9 protein-coding genes are annotated in these 20,403 nt (G+C 50.5%); 1 reads left to right on the forward strand and 8 read right to left on the reverse strand.

The genetic code is table 11. From position 1 onward, the window contains the following. Window positions 1-195: 195 nt before the first annotated feature. Both O3S85_RS00955 and O3S85_RS00960 read right to left on the reverse strand, forming a co-directional pair. On the reverse strand, window positions 196-1,065 hold the full coding sequence (locus O3S85_RS00955; protein WP_269537148.1) for a PEP-CTERM sorting domain-containing protein: 870 nt from the start codon (window positions 1,063-1,065) through the stop codon (window positions 196-198). Window positions 1,066-1,148: 83 nt separating this feature from the next. Beyond that, complete coding sequence (locus O3S85_RS00960) at window positions 1,149-1,820, reverse strand: type II secretion system protein (protein ID WP_269537150.1); 672 nt, start codon at window positions 1,818-1,820, stop codon at window positions 1,149-1,151. 289 nt (window positions 1,821-2,109) lie between these two features. Between O3S85_RS00960 and O3S85_RS00965 the strand changes: the two genes are divergently transcribed. Beyond that, window positions 2,110-3,816, forward strand: a complete 1,707-nt coding sequence (locus tag O3S85_RS00965; protein WP_269537152.1) for a glycoside hydrolase family 16 protein — start codon at window positions 2,110-2,112, stop codon at window positions 3,814-3,816. A gap of 174 nt (window positions 3,817-3,990) precedes the next feature. Here O3S85_RS00965 and O3S85_RS00970 read toward each other — a convergent pair whose 3' ends face one another. The 6 genes from O3S85_RS00970 to O3S85_RS00995 form a co-directional block, all read right to left on the reverse strand. Further along, window positions 3,991-6,057: a golvesin C-terminal-like domain-containing protein gene (locus O3S85_RS00970; protein WP_269537153.1), complete on the reverse strand. Its 2,067-nt coding sequence runs from the start codon at window positions 6,055-6,057 to the stop codon at window positions 3,991-3,993. 1,937 nt (window positions 6,058-7,994) lie between these two features. After that, window positions 7,995-10,592 carry an alpha-mannosidase gene (locus tag O3S85_RS00975; protein WP_269537154.1) on the reverse strand — a complete coding sequence of 866 codons (2,598 nt, stop codon included), beginning with the start codon at window positions 10,590-10,592 and terminating at the stop codon, window positions 7,995-7,997. 643 nt (window positions 10,593-11,235) lie between these two features. Next, entirely contained in the window at window positions 11,236-11,955 is a 720-nt protein-coding gene (locus O3S85_RS00980) for a hypothetical protein (RefSeq protein ID WP_269537155.1), read from the reverse strand. After that, entirely contained in the window at window positions 11,945-15,778 is a 3,834-nt protein-coding gene (locus O3S85_RS00985; RefSeq protein WP_269537156.1) for a hypothetical protein, read from the reverse strand. The genes O3S85_RS00980 and O3S85_RS00985 overlap by 11 nt, the downstream gene beginning before the upstream one ends. Before the next feature lie 229 nt (window positions 15,779-16,007). Beyond that, window positions 16,008-17,672 carry an alpha-amylase family glycosyl hydrolase gene (locus O3S85_RS00990; protein WP_269537157.1) on the reverse strand — a complete coding sequence of 555 codons (1,665 nt, stop codon included), beginning with the start codon at window positions 17,670-17,672 and terminating at the stop codon, window positions 16,008-16,010. Window positions 17,673-17,726: 54 nt separating this feature from the next. Continuing rightward, window positions 17,727-20,330 carry a VWA domain-containing protein gene (locus tag O3S85_RS00995; protein WP_269537158.1) on the reverse strand — a complete coding sequence of 868 codons (2,604 nt, stop codon included), beginning with the start codon at window positions 20,328-20,330 and terminating at the stop codon, window positions 17,727-17,729. Window positions 20,331-20,403 lie beyond the last annotated feature (73 nt).

Here is a 20,403-nt window from a genome sequence, read left to right on the forward strand (position 1 = left end):
TCTTCTTTCGATCTATCTTTACGGGAATATGTCTTTTGGCAACGTCATCTCACGCTTTGTCTCGAGATCCTGCTTGGTGGGAGAGGATGGTTGTCTCCATCGAGTAAGATTAGCATGGGGAATCAAGTATCTCTGGAAAAACGATAAAAAGCCGCCCTGTGCAGGCGGCTTTGTCAAAGTAAAAATGGGCTCGTTTTAGCGGCGCCGACGGATGGTTGCAATGCCCAGAGTCAGGGCACCTAGCATCATTGCATAGGTCGCAGGTTCAGGGATGGTTGATCCAGTTACCTGGAAATAGGAGTCCGGGTCGTTGCTGAAAAGCAGATTATCGAGCTGCGCGTCATTGTTGCCGCCAACGGTTAGGCGGGTTAGGCCGGGGGTTACCGAGCTGGCAATGGAAGCGCCAGCAATGTCGGCTGTTCCCAGGTTGTCGACATCAGGGTTAGCCCAAATGTCGATCGTGTCGGTGTCGAAGTCCAGTCGAGCGAGAATTAGATTATTGCTATCGGCAACAATGACACTGCTGGCGGTGACCTGACTGTTTCCTCCCATGCCGTTGCCTGTGTAGTAAAGATTTCCATCGGAACCGGCACCTAGAATCATACCATTTCCAAGGGAAGCATTGAGGTTGGAGTTGTTAAAGGCAATGGCGGCGAAAGAGCCGCTACCAGCCGATGGCACATTAACGAGAAAAGATATCCAGGCCTCGCCGCTGTTTACCGTTGACTCAAGGTCGCGACCTACTGCGCGGCTGTTGGTTCCGGTGAATGGGCTGGCTGTTGACAGCTCAAACAGCACCTTGCGCGGGCCTGCTCCAGTGCTTTGCGGCCGATTGTAATTGGTGCCGCTTGGAGCGGAGAGATCATCGGAAATGACATCCACCAAAGTTGTAGAACCACTGTCCCAGACGCTGCCTCCTGCAAAGCCAGATCCCGTAGTGTTAGCGGGACTTGTGTTCAAGGTAGTGGGCACCGTGGAGACGCTATTGAAATCAGCAATTGTTGTGAAGCCGAAGCTAACGCTGGTCGACGCCAGTATGGAGAGGAGTGCTGGGGTGATTTTCATAGTATTTTGGTTTTTCGTGGATTAATTGATGGGTCTGTTATACGCGAATTGGGATGGTGAAAAGTGTTTGGGCAGCATGACGATCAGTAGGCGCGTTTTCCTTTCCAGAAAGGTCCGTGAATCTCTTCAACGCGTGGATCGTCGGGCATAATCTCTTCGACGTGGCCGTCGAGGAAAACGACATTGTTATGATCGTGACGCTCCAATGATTGGACCTGTGTTGGGAGCATAGCGGCAGTCATGCTGCTGGTTGTGTAGGTGTCTGAGAAAATTGCGGTTAGCGCTGGGTTTTCGATGATTGATATGGGGAGGTTCCACTTGTTTGGTTTATTACCGTTGTCGGTCTCGACTATTTGGATGTAGGCCAAGCGATCATTGATGGCGTATCCTCGGGCATTTATGACATCATGGTCCATTGATGGGCATTCAAAGACGGTGTTCATCAAGCCTTCCGGGAACGCCTCGCCGCTTTTAATTTCTGGCACGCTATCCGCGCGATTTGGGTAAATATAGGGGAAAAGGGTTTCGACGAAGGTGTAATCCAACTGCGGTAAGGTGGACTCGTTCTCCTGAACATAGCTTATGGTCGCAAGGCCAAGTTGGCGAAGGTTAGAGGCGCATTTTGTATTATGCGCCGAGTGTTTAATATTGCCAACGACTGGGATGAGGATGGCACCGAGGATTGCGATGATGGCAACCACGGTGAGTAATTCCACCAGCGTGAATCCTTGTTTAACTTCTTTGATTTGGGGCATTTTAAACGTAGAGGTTAACCGTTAAAGTAGAAACTAAATATTGCTATAATAGCAGATAATGGGCGTTGTCAATACTTCTTTCGAGGCTTTAGGTGTTTTACGGGAAGCGAGTAGCAATCTGTTCTCAAAATATATTCGCTTCTTCTATAGGTAAACATTCGTAGCGACGGATTAGCCGCTTTTGTGAAACAGATTTCTAAATATAATCTTGCTTTAATAGCAATATTAATTTCAATTTTATGTCATGACCCTTCCAAATGTTACCTCTCGAAGAGACCGCTTTAAGCTTATGATCCTGGGTGTCTCCATGCTCCTGCTTGGTGCCGCCTGTAGTAAAAATGAGTTGCCGCCAGTACCTCTTGCCAGTGCTCCACCTGATGCTGGTAGGGCAATGGACGCAGCGCTAGATGGAGCTGAGTCGACATCACCGCAACCGATCATTAATCCAACGGGGGAGGAGCTGGTTTTGGTGTTCGAAGATGATTTTAACACCGGAGAACTGGATCTCGATGTATGGGTGTCGCGTGAGTATGGTGAAGCGGGCATCAAAAATGACACGCTTCGCGGCCCTGAAAATCTGGAGGTCAAAGATGGCAATCTCTTGCTCCATGTTCGAAAGGAGGAGCGTGAACATAAAGGTAAGACTGCGCAATGGACTGCCGGTTATGTTTACATGCGTGAACCCCTGCCGCTCAACAGTTACGTTGAGGCACGCTTTAAGCCGGGTGACGCTAGCGGAGTTAATAACGCCTTCTGGCTAGCTTGTGTGAATGTGGATGGCGCGGGTGAGACGCGTGATAAGTACGAAATCGATATTGTTGAAACTCGTCGAGACACAGAGCTTGAGAATACGGGCCGCGGGCATCTTGCTTGGCACGACTGGAAAGGCTATCGATACATCTTTAACGAGGACGGCAAGCACAGCCATATCGCCCAGGGAACGAATATAAGACACACGTGGGATGATTACCATGTCTGGGGGCTCTGGTACGGTGAAGACGAGACCATCTTTACCTTCGATGGCAAAGAAGTCTGGCGCGGTAAATCACACTTTCAGTATGTCGACCAGTGGTGGACAGGGATTGGCAAATTTGATCGATGGCATCCTGATTATGAAAAGGAGGCCTATGGAAATCATGGTCAGGATGATTGGGTCTATCGTGGCGGCTATAATGGCGATAGAATGAAGGTCATCTTTAGCAACATTCCCTGGGATAGCCCTTGGACGCCGCTTACCGACGAGGCTGATGGCGATGTCATGTCGGTGGATTATCTGAGAATCTTTCGTCCGCGGCGGATGCTGAATCGTAAGCCGGAAGAGGTGGTTATTCTGGCGGATCAGCAGCGTGTCCAACTGATTGGGGATACGCAGCAGCTGTCATCCGATCTTGTTACGCTCGGAGAGGGCGCTTCGAGCGAATTTGATTTGGCAAAGCCTGTCGCTATCGAGGGGCGTCTTCCGCACTACTTTAGTTTGGAGGTCAAAAAAGAATCTCCGACGGACTTCTCAGTCCAATTCTATAATGCCATCAAGGCGATGACGCTCTCTGCCCGCGTTGATCGTGACAATGATCTGGCCATCGGTTTGCGTGACCGGCCTGTGGGCTGGGATAACAAGTCAGAGGATTTTAAGAGCTTGGCATCGACGAAGACTGCCTTTCCATCCTCTGAAAGCCAGACGCCGTTCTTCGGCAATGGTGAGGATTTTCTATTGGTGATCCGTGTGACTCCTGGCGCTGCAAATGAGCGGGATAGCGTCAGCATGATTGCTTATCCGCTACCGCTTCCGGCAGAAATCCAAGAGCCGTATTTTTATCCCAATATCGACGCCGAGGGTAACACCAACATGACGAACGGTTGGCCGATCAACCAGAAAAGACAAAGCAAGGCGATGCTGCATTCAGTTGCGGTCGTAAACAATGGGCCTGGTGAGATAACGATAGGGCAGTTTCGCTCGGGCAATAACTTCCACAGCGTCCTACCCAGCGGGCAATAGGAGGATACTTTTGAGACAGATATCATGCAGGTAAAGCGCGAGAGCCTCTGTCGGGATTTACTATTCAGCAATAGCGCTGTGGAAGACTGAATGTATTTAATTCTACCGGGGGGGTAGAACAAAAGGGTAGTTCTCCGGGCTTAGCATATGCTTCGCCCGGAGAACTTTTCTGCTTTATTGTTGAACAAAGCGTACGGCGTCGGCGCGTAAGTAGCCACCCTGTCCCTGATTGGAGATCGTGTAGGAGGCCTGGCCGGTATAGGGATAGGTTCCCAGGTAGCGCCACCCGCTGCCACCGGACGTGAAGTCGACGCTATACTGAGCCAGTGTGCTGTCGCTCTCGACAGAAATCAATGCGTTGGAGTCGGCATTGGCATGCTCGACCACATAGATGTAGACATCGTAATTGGATGACTTGGGCGCGATAAAGGTCCACTCAGCTTTTGCGCCGCTCCACCAGGCATAGCGGGTATTGGAGCCATTATAGCCTTGGAGTGAGCTGTTGTTGAAATTGCCCGAAACTTCGGAGTAGGTCGTCGTATTACGAGTATTATCGATGATTATTTCGTTGTTCGTGACGGTGTAGTTGCTTGCCGTCGAGGTGTCGAATTTCATTCCCTTGAAGACATTCTCAAAGGTGTTTCCATTGAGTGTGACGCCGTTGATGTGCGCCAGGTAGATGGAGGGAATAGACGCATCGTAGAGCTGATTGGTAAATAGATTATTTGAAATGACGGCATTTTGCAGACGATCTTCGGTGGCGACATTGTGTGCGTTGTAGAGGATAATGCTGCCAGCGGGTTGGCCCCATTTGCCTAGCCATCCACAGCTGTCGAATGTCGAATTCAAGATTTGGATGTTGTCACCGGTGATTCCTTCTGCGGCGTGTGCGCCCATATGAATCGCTTCAAACATGATTTTGCGGTGCGATGTGTTCTCGACGGTTACATCATTGGTCAGAAGGATCATTGAAGCTCCGGCAATGCTCTCGAAATTGCTGTCGGAAATATTGACAGAGCTAGGTGCCAGGCCGCCAACATGTAGATTGGTCCCGGGTTGGGCGAAGCTTGGTAGGTTGGCATTAAGCGTCACCGCATAGTAGCTTTCGTCATTTTGCATATCGTATTGATAAGCGTTGTTTACGTTGAGGTCGGTCCACTGTCCATTGGAGTCAACGAAAGTCAGGATGCTATTGGCGGCGATTGGTTGGCTAAAGGTGTTCATTTCCACGGCCATATTCAGGCTATTGGCACCAGTAATATTGAGAATTCTGGCGTAAGGAGTGCGAACGACCAAGCCATCCCAGCGAACGCCGGTGATGTCCAGGTTAGAGATATTCACTGCGCCGGTGCATCGCGAGATATGGATGCCGTCTCGTGGCCCAACTGGCAACTGATTACCTGAAGGTCGCATCGTGATGTCGGTCAAGGTGATGTCTGAGCAGGCACCGAAGATTATGGCCATGTTTACGGCATTGCGGATCGTCAGATTCTCGAACGTCACGCCATCAGTATTCACAGCTTGCAATTGGTGCTTCCCATCCCATCCGTAGTGCCAGGAAATGAATTCGCCTACTTCGATATCGTTGTAGAAATCGAGTCCGGTTGGATTGTTCAGGTCCATAATCCGGTTAGTTGCGTCATGGATGGTCCAATCACCCGGGGAAGTTGTGTAGGTCAGGCTTTCGACACCTTCTTTGAGGTCCTGTGTGTCAGGGTTCCAGGCATTGGCTGAATAGCAGGGCATGTCAGCATCCATTGGGAGCCCTGGGAATATCGCAACCCGAATGCCTTGAGTTCCATCGGAAAGGGTATATTTTTCCGTAATCTCTCCGGATGTACAAAGGTGGGGGGTGTTGTCGATGATGAAGTTTTTCAGAGTTATGTTACTGCCGTTATAAATATAAGCCGTGCGAGGAGGACTGGCCATTTCTTCAACCGTGAGATGGCGAAGTAGCGTGGTGTCGGGCCTCCCGGCGGAAGTCACTGCGCCTTGAAGGGTGACATTGTGCAGCGAGCTGATCTTTAAGTAACGATCTGGTTCCGGGTCTGGAGTGATGAGATCATAAACGCCTGGGGCAAAGATGATCGTATTGTTGTTTCCTTGAGCTATCGCGTCATTAATTGCCTTGGTGTCATCGATTCCGTCGTCTGGTATCGCGCCAAAGTTGCTAACATGCAGTTGCAGTGCGAAGAGGGGAATGCTGACTAACGAAGATACGAATAGGATTAATTTTTTCATTTTTTGTGGGTAGTTTTGCGATGGGGTTTGGTTTAGTTGGGGTTGTTAAGGCCATGGGATTGCTATTATAGAAATTGCGGGGCGTCAATAATAATTGCTTTAGTAGCAATTTGAATTGGGGTCTCATTGGCTAGAGCCTTACTCGCGAAGCATGCCTCTAATCGGATGAATGCAGGGATTACTGACTACTTTTCCCTATACTGCCTAAAATTCATCGACTTCATGAATGGATGGATTGCGACTTCCTCGCGGTAGCGCCAAAATTGATTATAATAGAAGGAAAAGTATTGCTGGCGAAGCCTTTGGTGCTTTCCGGTTCTCTGAATATTGGAACCGCATGAACAATCTGGGTCATTCGATCTGCATATAAACAGTTCGCCAGATTCTGGAACGTAACCGTATTGATCCAGCGCTAGGGCGTTGGAAAAAAAACGCGGTGGGCCGACTTCATTGCACGTCACAAAGATGTTTTTTGGGCTGCGATTTCTTCACTGTCGAAGCTTGGAACGGTTTTCATCTAGCAACCTATTATGTACTTTTTCTCATTCACCTGGAAAGTCGCCGGGTGATTTTCGGTGGCATGACTGAGCATCCAACTGGCGAATGCTGCGAGCAACAAGTCAGAGAACTGACTGGCTCCGATGGACCGCTTCACGGCCTTGGCCTCAGGGCTACCTCATTCATGATCGCGGAAGTAATTTTACCAGAGCATTTGGTAAGGTCTTTCGCAGTGTGGATATCCGAGCGATTAAGCTTCCGGCGCGTTCGCCGAACTGGAATGCCTTTGGCGAACGGTTTGTCCGATCGATCTAGCATGAATGCTTGAATCAGCTAATCCTGATCGGTGAAGGTTCCGTGCGCCGAGCGATTGAGCAGTATATTATGGAGCATTATCACTCAGAACGGAATCATCAAGGATTGGACAACAAGATTCCGTTTCCTTGCTTGGAGCATGAGCGATCGGTGAACGGCGAGGGTAGGGTGGTCAAGAGTTCCTGCTTGGGTGGACTGTTGAACTACTACCAGCGCCAAGTTGCGTAGTTTTTCTCTGCTTAGATTGCGCTTGAATAGTAAGCAAGTTGGCTCAGATTGCTTCTTATTGCTGTACGGATTCTGCTAAAATGCTTAATTTCGGCGGCGATTTGTAAGAGATGGCTGTCGAGGAATGATTTTTTGGATGAAAGTGTAGTGATTTACTAGAAGTCAGGCAATCTTCAGGCACCTATGGCTGTTGGGATTTGCGGTCTTTCTATCCCCCATGAATATCCAGGTATTACGGGCAGGAAAAAGCTAGGGTGCGGTTATTTATGGCATTAAATAACCATAATATTTTTCGCCTAGAAAATTTCATGCTGGAATATCAATTCTATAAGACGTTGCCAATCATGTAGTTTAGCATTGCTCGATGCTGGTGTGCGAAAGGGGGACTAACCCTAAGCAAAAGTTCGCAACTGATCCTTTATGGTCGGGCTGCGGAGATGTATTTCATAACCGTTTTGTACAAACTTTATCCCCTCAGGCGAGTCGATGGTGATCTATTTCATAACATCAACTCTAAGCCATTTTGTCGCAATTTCAGCTTTTCCCATCATCTGTGTCTGTTGTTGACTGAAGGTGAGGGCATTTTTTGTTCAAGGGGATATCGCGTGGATGGTCGCGCCAATAGCAATTTTGAGCCGAGAGCATTGGAGTTGAAAGATACGGCGGGCATGGTTGGTAATCCGGGACTGCGCCACGAGGAGGGCTAGGTGATTGGTCGTTCAGTTTAAAGCAGGCGAGATTAGCTCCTGAAAAACCTGTAGGGTTGGTTAGTCGAGGAGCTGTTCATGGCGCATATTTTACTTTGGCCCGGCAAGCAGTTGGCATGCTCTCGGCTATGGTTGGTCCGTAGATTCTTTTGAGTAAGTTCGGACGGGGTTCGATTCCCCATTTAGATATTACGTTTTGGCCACCAAGAGACTGATCACTTGGTAGGGACCGAAAGTAATGGCGCCTTTGCAGGGCTCTGGGGTCGTTTCGCTGAGATTGGTTAATGAAGTATTCCAGCCAGGCTGTGTCGTTACCTTAACTTGGCCGCGTTGGCCAGCGACTTCATGCAGGCGAAGAATGAAGCCTCCGTCGTCGGTGGGTTTAACCCAGCAGGGCACCAAGGTTTCGCCACCTTCCAGTGACTGAATCGCTGGCTCGATTGGAGTGCCTTTGTAGGAGAGCGGGGAAGTGAAGAGCGTCTCAGCTATCGAGGCTGGTTGCCGTTCACGGGAGAGCCCGGAATCATAGCGCCCCAAGGAGAGTTGTATGAAATGTTTGCCAATATCGCTATAGGGAGAGTCAATCGTTAGGCGCGTAAGGTGTGGTGGCCAAGCAAAGGCGTGGTTGTCAAACCCGGTTACCCGTGGACTCCTCACTAGGCTTATGCCTATTTGACCATTGCGCACAGTTGCGCCGTATTTGCTTTCTGTTACAGCGAACAAGCCTTCGCGTTCACCGTCGTCATACACGGCCAAGTGGCGGCTGAAGGGCACTTCCCACATGGCTTCGGCGGTCAGGCCATTGGGCGCCTGCGCGCGTTGCACCGAGCCAAACGGTCCGCCAAAGCGTGCATACGTGGCGGCATAAGCGGTTGGGACCAAGAGCTTGAGCAGCTTTTCCGGTTCCTGCCAATCGAGTTCGATTTCGAGGTGTAAGAGCGGACTGCCGGACTCAAGCAGGAACTTGACGGTCGCCTCACTTTTGTCGCCGATTTTGCGTTTGACGGCAAACCCAGATCGAGGTCCGTCATGGATTGTCGTGATGGCGGCCTTGCTTTTGCAGAGGTTTCCTTGGGACAGCACATGACGATCGATGTCCCATGCTTCAAAGTTTCCAGCTTTGTCTGCGTACAGCATGAGTTGGCCGAGGGGGCCAGTCAACGGAACAGTAACACCTTCCCATTCCAGTTTATCGACCCAGCCAAAGGCATTGAGATGAAAGCTCGCCAGACCGTTGGAGACGTTTCTACCTTTCACACGGACTGCATCTGGAATCTCCAGCGCCACGCTGTCGAGAGTTGAGCCCGACAAGGGCGGCAGGTTCACGTAGGTTTCTTTTTCATTTTCTGGATCGCGTACCCATTTGCGGACGGTGACCGCATGGGGGTTAAATAGGCAAGCCTGGCCTTTGCCGGACAAAGTTTTCTGGGCCTGCTTGAGTTGGTTCTCGGCGTGTCGGTCGAGTTCCGGCAATCCTTCCAGATAAACATCCCAGACAGAGCTGCCCGGAATGTAGTCATGGAACTGAGCAAAGATGAGCCGCTTCCAGGCCTCATGCATATTCCAGCGCGAGCCAGTGGCGGCTGCAACGGCTTCGGCGATTTGCATGGAGCGTTCCAGATTACGGAAGCTGCTCTTGAGGTTGCCATGCGTCGTAAAGGTGCCGCGGTGATATTCGAGATAGCACTCTCCCTGGTGCACCGGCAGACGGTCGCGAGCGGACTCCAGGTTCTGGAAAAACGCTTCGGGCTGGCCCCATTCTATCTTCGGCATACCCGGTAGTGAATCAAGACGACGAGCCCGCTCCAGCATCTCAGCGGTCGGACCACCCCCACCATCTCCGTAGCCAGTTGGCAGAAGGAAATCCTCATGAACATCCGCTTGTTGGTTGGCGTTCATGGGCGCCTTAATGTTATCGATGGTCATGTGGGTCACATAGCCAGACTCCTGCGTAACGTGTGCGAGAACCTCAGAGCCGTCGGGACTGCGCCAGATAAAGCTGCTGTAAGGAAACAGATTAATCGCGTTCCAGGTCATCTTAGTGGTGAAGAAAAAGTCCACCCCGGTCTGCTTCATGATTTGCGGCAGGCATGCAGCGTAGCCAAAGACATCCGGCAGCCATGTCAGCCGTGCCGGTTGGCCGTTGATTTCTAGAAAACCTTTTTGGCCAAGGACAAAGCTGCGGGCAAGGGCTTCGCCGCAGGCCATGGTCGTGTCCGACTCAACATACATGGCTCCTGTGGCCTCCCACTGATTTGAATCGATGCGCCCGAGGACGCGTTGGTATAGCTTGGGTTCGCGGCGCGCCACCGCTTCATAACTAGCAGGCTGACTATAAGCGAAGCGAAACTCAGGGTATTCTTCCATCAGCCGATCCATCGTCGCGAAAATGTTGACCGCTTTCAGCTCGCCCATACGCTCTGGCCATATCCAGACCAAGTCCAGGTGTGCATGGCCAGTAAGCACGCAGCGGGAAAAGGTCTTATCCATGCGGAATTGTTTGTAAACTTTAGCCAGCTGTTTTCGCATGGCTTTGAGGCCAGAGTTTTCCCAGACGGTCACGGCTGTATCCATTTCGCGGAGTAGACGTCGATATACCGGTGAAAACTTGTCTACAGGGGGCTGTTGTCCAGCCTCTTTGAGGGCGGTGCCGACCGCTGCATTTTCACGCATGCGCTGATCCAAGGCGAGGTCGAAAAGGCATTTGAGATCATTGTAAGCCTCCCAGGCCAAGTCGTTCCTCTCTTCGATGAATGCCCCCTCGAAATAACTGCCTTTCTCATCCATGCCATTGGCCTCGGGGTGCCAAATGGCGCTTTGAATGCAACTGGACTGTTCCAGACTACTTGCGTTCCCTTCGGTAGCCGACAATGGCGGTGAGCGACGTTGAAGCCGAAGTAGGGCTGGTCATTGAGGTAAAGCGTAGCTTCCCCTTGGTCCAGCCATGCGAGCCAGGTATTGCTGCCTGCAGTTTCCGGCAAAGTTACCTTACACCAACGTTGGTCAAATAACTTCCCCCAGAAAGAGCAATTGCTTACGGGGGTGAGTGGTAGTTTCTTCGCCTCCAGTAAGGGCATTTGCTCCGCTCTTGGTTTGCTTGCCTCTACCCGCACAGACTGGACGTTAATCCATATCTCAGCTTTTAACCGTTTGATTGCCGCGTTGATGCGGTTGGGGATCAGTTGTGGAAGGTGGTGTTCAGATAACATATTAGAAAGTAATTAAAATCTATTGCTTGGCATTGAGTGAAGCCCAGAGAACAATGAAAACGGTAACGACATATCTTTTGACGTAATGTTTTTGGTGTTCCCTTTACTTTGATGCCCTAATTTACGGCTTGGCATCTGCCTCCGGAGTGCTCGGCCAGAGCCTTCATATTCTACTAGAAGCCATGGGAGTTGAAGGCAGTAACATTTGACGCATGATCGATCTATTCAGTAGGGTTTGCAATAGTGTCTGTTATTACCAGCAGGCTCAGTGGCTTCGCTACAATCTCTTTCCCTTCATCTTCAGGTGCCGTAGCCAGGGAATTTGACTCGGCGATGAGGACGTTAACCCGTGTGGATGGGCGCACTCGGATGGCATTCATTGCTGCCAGTTTCCATCCCTCACTATTCTCCATTTCCAGAGCAATCTTAATGCCGACGCCTTTGCCCTCGGCTGAGACTGTGAGGGATTCACCGGCAGGTATAACTTGTGTATTGCCGTTCGTATTTAAAGCTAGTTTCCGATCAACAAGATTAACCAATCGCGCCTGTCGAGGACCAGGGGTGTCGGGGGCATCTGGAAGTGCAAGAGCCTCAAACCGTCCAGCCGAATTGCGCCAGACAACGACGAGATTTTTCATGGGTAAAGGCAGTAATTGCACTTCTGCAAATGGCACTTTTTTCGGCATACCTTTTTCATCCTCACGCTCGATATAAAACACCAGTTGCCCATCTCCATTTATAACTTGCTCGCTAGATAGGATTCCTCTCATCAAATCCATGCTAACGTATTCGTTGCCATTTTTATATAAGGCATCGGGTATCGGCATATTCCATGCAATCGCGCGAAAGCGATAGCCAGACTCTTGAGGCGCTGCCAATAGCAGTTGGTTAGCCCCTGAAGCAAGAGCGACAAGTAAGGTTATCAAAAGTTTAAACTTCATCGGGTGAGAGCCAGCGAATAGCCATGATTTGGAAACGTCGTCCGTAGTTCTGATTTTCCACTCCGGCATCAGACGGTAATACAGTTGGGCGGACAGAGTCATCGACATATTCCGGGATACGCTGCACGACAGCCTCGCACCAGGCGCGCCCCTCAATTTCATTGGTAAAAGGGTTTCTTACATCACCGTAGGTCCGGATTATAAAAGTATCGGATCGTGCTGAGAGGGCAGGGGCCAGCGATTCCAGAATGTCTGCTTGTGTCAGCCACCCAGGTGCACCCTGATAGCGTCCAATCCCGGAGCCTGTTCCCGTCGGCATCAGGGAATGGTCGACGTATATTTTAGCATTCTTATAAGGACTGAGTGGCGCCGCTTCGCGCAAAGGTTCATTGATGTCGGTTTGGTCAATTGCGCGTTGCAAGGCTCCAGATATACTCAAATCGCTAATTGGATCCCCGAAGTCAGCCGCAGGGGTAAGGACGCGATTTACAAACTGCCCGAGTGATAGAAATGGGCCACGTGCTTTTACTTGGGCCACAATGTTTGTAGCCAATGCATCGATTTGGTCGTCCGTTAAAGCGCGATAACCATCGTAGGTATTGTCTTTGCTGGCTACAGACTCACTCAAAACAGCCTGAGCTAGACCTGATTGCCTGATAGATCGAGCGAAGGGAGTCCAATCTGGATTCGGTGTTTCTGTCGGATTAGCGGCCAGACCACGCAATCCCGATAAAACTGCTTTCCAAGCTTCAACAGAGGTGGAATTGACATTGAAGCTGCCTTCGTTTTTCAAAAAAGCAGCGGGGGCGCGTCCATTTTCTCCAGGTAGTAAAGCACTGGGGTCTTGGATAAGGACTGAGGCGTCACTGGCTCGAAGCTCTCCCAGCGTGGGTGTGTCCATTACCCAGGTAAGGCGCTGATTTGCTGATAATGGTGCTGGACGAGAATCACTACCGCTTGCCGGACGTATGCCAGAGAAATAGAAAGAGTCCCATAAAGCAGCATTCAGCAAGTAGCTAATGTCGTAATACTGAATTAAATCGGTTTTGGGCAAATCCGGAACATAGCCGGGGTAGCGCATGCTGTCTCCCGGCTCGCTGTCACGATTATAGTAGCTGAATCTCTGGGCGCTCCAATTTTCATCAGGCTCCGTGCTGCTGTCTTCCCGCGGAACCATAAATGAATACCAGGAGTTGCCAACGGCATTACCTGTTTGCAGGCCCGTCGATAATGTTTCGTCATCCGCTGTAAGGTCTACATGTTGGAGCTGGCCAATGGAGAGGAAGGCAATTTCTTCAGGGGATTGTGCAGCAGGTTGATCCCGTAGAATAAGCTGCCCTGAAGGAGCAATACGAGTTGAGCCTTCTCCACCGATTTCTTCTTGTCCCCATGCTGCCTGAAGGGGATTAGAAGGATCAAAGTCGGTACTAAAGGCTGTCTCTGAGGTTAAATAGCGGTCTTGTCCTGTCACTGTAGATTCCCTTGAAGACTTGTACCTTTCGCTCGATGTGCCGTCATAATAACGTGGAGAGCTGGTCACGACTCCGGTGAGGTTTAGGCCGCCATACTGGGTGATTGTTGGTTTTGTCGAAAATGAACTTTGACCAAAATCCCGGTAGTAATGCACACCACTGATAGGCTCAGGAACTTGAGCGAAAATGTCTTTATAATACGTATATCTAGGCACTCCCGTGCTTCCTACATCATCAGTATTGCTGTTGCCGGCGGTAAACTGGGATAAGGGTGATTCCGGATTGTTGGGGAGCGTGAGAGTGAAATCTATCGTTGCACCGTAGGCGCCGCGCTGAGATGTTATATTCAGACTACCTCTATAAAAACCACCTGCTTCATAGCTCCACAGGTTTGGATCGTTTACATAATATGAATCGCAGTTTTCGGTATAATAAGTTGGAAAGGAGTCAGTCATTTCTTCTAGCGGAATCACCTTCATCGTAATCGATTTACCGTTTTCGATGATAGTTTCACTAGGTAATGTTGAGCCTTCTGCGATACGATAGGCTTTGGCTTCGCCTGGGGCAAGTTTGAGCTGATTTGGGGGTATTTGAAAATAAACCCGATCGAGCAATCCAGGATGAGAGGCATCGGGATCAATAGGAGCATTTGCTCCATAAGGCGCTCGAAACTTAAGTATGGGATAGTAGGCATGAAAAAAATGGCTGCTCTTGTAGGGACCCTGCAAATCTGCCTCGTCCTCCAAGGCAGGTGAGTGCTTACTACGCGTGCCTTGTTTGCGCTTAAATACACTGCTAATGTCGCGTATTTCCTCACCGTTAGCATCATAACCTTGAATGGGAGAAATATAGTTCAATATGAGGCCGAGTTCTTCTCCCCAAAAGCTGTTGTCATAACGAAAAGGATGATGGGCTATCCGCACGTTGAGCCCATTTGAGGCGACCAAGGGACGGCTATAGGGGTTACCAATAACGATGGTAAATGTAGTGGCAATTTTTGGTCCCTGCTCCACGGCAAACATGAGTCGTGTATCAAGTATGACCGGTGTGATGGCTGATTGAACAACGACAGGATCTGCATCGACATCGACCGCAGGGCGAACCTCCAGAGTAGTGGGCTCATTATACGCGGTTTGGTAGAATGACTTGACTTGATCCCATTTGGGTCCAAGCCGGGGGCTTAGATTTAAGCTGGTGTATCCAAGGCCCCCTTGGCTGGGCTCTTCTGAAAACAGCGAAGGTTTAGCCGCATAGCGACTGCCGGAAAACTCGGAGGTGGGTATTTCGCCATCAGGCAGGATATTGCGGCCGTCTAGAAAGGTATCTCCCGATTGGTCATCAAGATGGAAGCTGAGGTCACGACGCAGTCCGCCGAATTGAGTATCGGCCAAGACAGTGCTCGAATAGGGCGTATAGTCATGGAAGTGGCTCAGTATGCTCGTGGTTTCGACATTGGGCATTGCCAAATACAATGACTCCAGGGAGTGCGTTCGACCAATTGCCAAATAGGCTTCATCGGTTTCCGTGGCAGTGGCAATTGGGTAGTTGCTATCGCCGATTCCAGTCATACGCTCAATACCGTTGCGCTGGCTGGCAAGTAAACGATAGCGACTTTCACGGCTTTCTTTGGTGTTTTCTGCATCGGGGGTAACCTGTCCGATATAGGGGTCGGTAAGATTGAAGCGGGCTTTAACTCCCTCATCTCCCACCCACCAGGCATAACGGTTCGTGCTTGCTGTTACATCGTCTTGGCTGAACTCGACCAGTGGAGCTACGACGTAGCCGCTGACATCGTCTCCCACGCTTCCAGGCCCGACCAGCAGCTTCGCAGGCGCAGTGCCTAATTGCAGGTCGGCTTCTGCCCTCACAGAGCTATCTAGGGCGCCTCCTTCCACTTTGCTGACAGCAAGTGCGGGTGTATAGGTCTGGGGAATTGCACCTGAGGGAGATAGTATTCGGCCATTGGGGTTAACATCTATCTGGGCGCTATTTTCATTGCCGCTTACCAGCCAGCCCAGGAGGACCGATTCTGTCTGCTCTGTGAAGATCGAGATAGGCTCCTTTTTATGGCCCCATGCCCCCGTCCAGTAGCGAGTCCCATCGTTAACGTAGCCCAGTCCATTGTCCGCTGCATTCGCCTCCGTCAAAGCGGTTGCTTCTTCTCCTAGGCTTGCTGTGGCGGTTGTGCGTTGATCGGGGCCGGCCTTTTGTTGAAGCTGCCCGAGCGCAACATTCAGCGCAAAAAGGGCATTTTGGCGGGCCTGCTTTTCTTTTAAACTGACACTTGCTGTTTGGATTTCTACCTGAACCAGCATCGCCAGGGTAACAACCAGCATAAAGATGAATGCCATTAGGGTAATCGATACTATCAATGCGAAGCCTCCCTTTCGTTTCGAATAGAAGGGCAATGCAACTTTTGAAAATCTCTCCAAGCGTCTTCTCATTTCAGGGGTATCAACAACTCTATTATCGGCGGGGTATGCTTATGATGAACATCCCTACTACAGCTTATTTAGCAAGAAGGCTGCTGCTTTATATAAAGTTGAGGCAGCTTTAATCGATTTCTCTGTTGTTAAACCATTACTTCGAAATCTGAGCCAAGTCAGCCTCAAACTTTGGTGTATTCGTGACTAGCTGCACAGAAAATAAACCATAAGAAACGCTATCGCAGACTACTTCCACCTTATGCTCTTTCGGTGTTATCTGGATGCCACCTTCCCATAGACTGGAAATCTGACTAACATCCATCTCGAGACTGACACGAGTTGTTCTTTCGGCAGGGTTAATGACGACCATAATCGTCTCGTTTTCAGCCTTCCGCAAATAGATGAAAGGATAGAGGTTTTTCTCACCGTAGAGGACGATAAAGTCGGCTTCAGAGCCTAGAGCTGGGTGCTCACGACGCAGTTTTGCGAGCGCCCTGGTATGATTCAATAGTGAGTCTGTAGTTTTCTCCTGCTCAGCCACACTTGGTCTAGATGATGAGGCGTCCAGTGGCAGATAGAACAACTCTTCAGGGGCCGAAGAAAAGCCTGCCTTTTTAGTTCCGTCCCATTGCATGGGTGTTCGTGAACCTACCCGGCCAAATCCACCTTCCTTGGATGTTAAACCGGAGATATACCGCATACCGATTTCATCCCCGTAATAAAGATAGGGGATGCCTGGCATGGTCCAGAGGAAGGCATAAATGACTTTAAGCTCCTCGATGGTGCGATGACAGCTTATACGGGTTAGGTCGTGGTTACCCGTGGGGAGTGATATATAGCCGAAGTCACGCGTCTCCGTAAAGTGCTCAATGTAATGGGTGAGAAAGCGGGTTATATCACCTTTGCCTTCACGGTCAAAGAAGCTATGTCCATAGCGTGTCCCCGGGGTTAAAAAACAATCACGCTTCTTTTCGTCGCGGAAGAGTGAGTTGTAAGCCTCCGTATTGAAGTGAATCATGAAATCCAGGTGAAAGCCTGCTTGCAGCGCATGCTTGGGAAAGGACCACTCGGCAATGAGCACGCAGTCTGGATACTCCTGGTCGAACATAGCCCGGACATCCTGCCAAAATGCTATCGTTCCCTTCATTTCCGGGTCCGACTTGACCAGTGACGATGCCATGTCTACCCTAAAGCCATCTGCGCCTGCATCCATCCAAAAGCGCATGATATTTTTCATTTCTTCGCGGAGGGCCAGGACATCGGGATGATTGGTGGGAAGCTGCCAGGGCTTATCTGGGTCAGGCTCCTGAAAGCCATAATTAAGGGCTGGCTGAAAATGAAAATAATTAGGCATGTAAGCCGCATTTCGATCGCTGTAGCCGCGCACCAAAGGTGCGCCATTATGGCTTTCAGTCCAGACGCTGTCGGTCCAGATATACCAGTTAGAATATGCGTTCTGCTGGGGGCTGGCGGATGCCTGAAACCACGGATGCTGGACGGACGTGTGGCCAGCGACGAGGTCGAGTGTGACCTTCATCCCGCGCTTATGGGCCTCTTCAAAAAGGCGTAGCATATCATCATTGGTTCCGTAGCGCGGATCCACTTTGCGGAAATCGCTGACATCATAACCCGCGTCGCCAAATGGCGAGACGAAGCAGGGGTTTAGCCAGATTGCATTGCAGCCGAGTGATTGTATGTAATCGAGCTTTTGGATAACACCTGGGAGATCTCCAATCCCATCACCATTGGTATCCAGAAAACTTTGCGGATAAATTTCGTAGAAAATAGCGTCTTTTAGCCATTCGGGTCCCTTTTTCATATGTAACTGAGTTGGAGTTTAAATATAGTTATTAAAGTTCTTCGGAATATGCTCCTACCAATCGCGGCCATCGTCCGTGGCAGTTCGGGAAGATCCATTAGCGCCGTATTTTTTGCGAAGACTCGCGAAAGAGCCCATCTCCGGCGGGGGTGGTGCGCCTGCTTCGGAGCTAGGCTTTGGACTATTATTACCTGATGCATCAGGCGATTTCTCCGCTGAGGCTAGCTGCTCAGATAATCGCTTGTTTAGCTCTTCACGTAATGAAAGAAGCTGTTCCTCCGCTTTCGATTTTAATGCTTCGGATTGCTCTTCTTCATAACCTAAGGCTTCTGCGTTAGCGAATCCGCTGCTGGCTTTTTCCAAGTGGGTGATCGCTTCTTTAATCTGCTGGTCGGCCAAAGTTTCAGGATTAGCGGCCGTATCTTGAGCCTCACCCTCGGAATCCATGGCGTTGCTGGTGATTTGTTCAGCTTGAGCAAGCTCTTTAGTCGCCAAGTCGTGGAAACTTTCTCCCAGTTGAGGCTCAAGCTCAGCTAGCTGTTCGTTTGCGTGTTCGTTTTCCGGATTCACGCTGAGGGCCTTTTGATAGTTTTCGAGTGCTGTCTGTAATAGCACGGTTGCCATGGTTTCATTTTCCATACGCGCATATTCATCCGCTGCCCGGTCTCCACGATTGATGGCATCTTGCTCCATCTGCTGCAGAATCTCTTCGCGTAAGGGCTCGATTTCGGAATTCTCGGCTGTGAGAGATTCAGCGCGATCCAGCACTGGAAGTAATCGGTTAAGGTTATCGAAATCGCTTTTTTTCTCCAGAGTGCTCTCTACGGAATCGACCAGTCTCTCAGCTAACTTCTTCTTCGCCTCCAGCAATTGTTGCGCGAGCAGTTCATCTTCCGGCAGCAGGGCAAGGGCTTTTTCAAGCATCTCAATGGCCTTGGTTTGTTCGAAGTCTGCTTTGTTGCTATTCTTTTCCTTCCATAATGTTTCTGCGCGATTCTCCAGCTCCTGGGCCGATTCGATGAGATTCTTCGCATACTCCGTCGCAATTTTTTGCTTTAAAGAAATCGCTTCCTTGTTGTCCGGATCGCGCAGGAGCAGAGGGTTTATGGCTTGGAGAGCGAGACCGAAGCGAAAGTTTTGCTGAGTCCTGTCATTGGAGGCTAAACCGTAGCCAAGTTGCTCTCGTGCAGAGGAGATGGCGACGCTTTCAAAGCGCTTGTAGGTCTCCGTCCGGTTGTGCTCGACCTCCTTTTTCAGACTGCTATCGACTAACCTGTCATAAGTGCTCAGTGCTTCATCCAGCGCGGGAACCGCCCGATAGCCTTCGTTTTGCTCAGCCATCCGCACTTGGGCGTTACCGAGTTGAAAGCGCGCTTTTTCACGTATAGATTTATCGGGGCAGGCATAAAGGCGCGTGAACTGAAACGTCGCCTTATTGTAGTCTTTTTCTCGATAGGCAAGGACACCCAGATTATAAATCGCTTCCCAGTCTTGAGGGTTGGCCTCCAGCCTCTCCTGCATCTCTGCCTCGAGTGGAGAAGGTTGGTTTTCATTCACGGCGATTTCTTCGCCTCGTGCCACTGACACACAGATGACTGCCATCAGAATGAGCAGGAGAGGATTGCCCAAACTTTGGAGTCGATTACGTAATGGAGAGGGGCGTTTAGAATTTTGCATAGGGGCGCCATCTTCGTTAGAGGTTGTGTCCTGCGGAAGCATCACTGGCAGCGCATTCACAGGCTGTAAGGAATAGGCCTTTCTTGGTCGCAGGTAGGGCTCTGTTAGCAATAACAAAAGCCCTAAACCAAGGGGGATGGAAAACCACTCGTTGTACTCATCGGCAATGATTTGACGGGAGTTGAGCGCCAGCGGCCTTAGCTCTTCTCGATACAATGCCACGAGTGCATTGTCGGAATCATCCAAATGAGTATAGATGCCGCCTCCTTCCTGCGCCAGAGATTTGAGCATGGTTGCGTCCAATCGCGAGTAGACGATGCGTTTCATTTGATCGCGTTTTACTGGGCCGCCGACCTTTCCAGTGCTGTCGAGCATACGGACTTCACCTCCCTGCGCTGATCCGACGCCTACCGTGTAGGTTCTAAGCCCTTGCTCTTGATATGCTTTTTTCGCAGCGGAGATGCCATCTTCCTGCAACTGCTCCCCATCGGATATTATGATGAGTATGGGTGCCTCGACCTCTCTCTTAGAAAAGGACTCGGCGGCCAGCTCGATGGCTCGTTTGAAATTGGTGCCGCCTTGACTGACCGAGCGCGTCGTGGCTTTTCGGACCATTTTTTCAAAGATGGCTAAATCATGAGTTGGCGGGATTTGCACAAAGGCATCTCCGGCGAAGAGGATAAGGCCAACACGATCGCCCGCCAGCTCCTCACGCCAGGCGAGTAGCTTCTCCTTGGCCTGAGCCAGGCGATAGGGCTCCGCATCCTGCACCAACATACTTTGCGAGACATCCAGCGCAACATAAGCCTCGATGCCTAGCGAGGAGCCTTCCGCTTGCTTGGGCCCGGTTAAGGGGCGAGCCAGGGCAATGCAGAGAAGGGCCAGGCCCAGGCTCACCAGCAATGCCGAATAGACGCGGAAGCGCTCCATGCTCCACGGCAGGGCAGCTTGCTGCTCGCGGTGAGTCAAAAATGCCGCCATGCGTTTGCGCCGCGTTTTGCGACTCAGGGCATACAACCCGCCCCCGATTAGCAGGATAACCGGTATTGCCCAG

Source organism: Cerasicoccus sp. TK19100 (genome assembly GCF_027257155.1).
GTDB lineage: Bacteria > Verrucomicrobiota > Verrucomicrobiia > Opitutales > Cerasicoccaceae > Cerasicoccus > Cerasicoccus fimbriatus.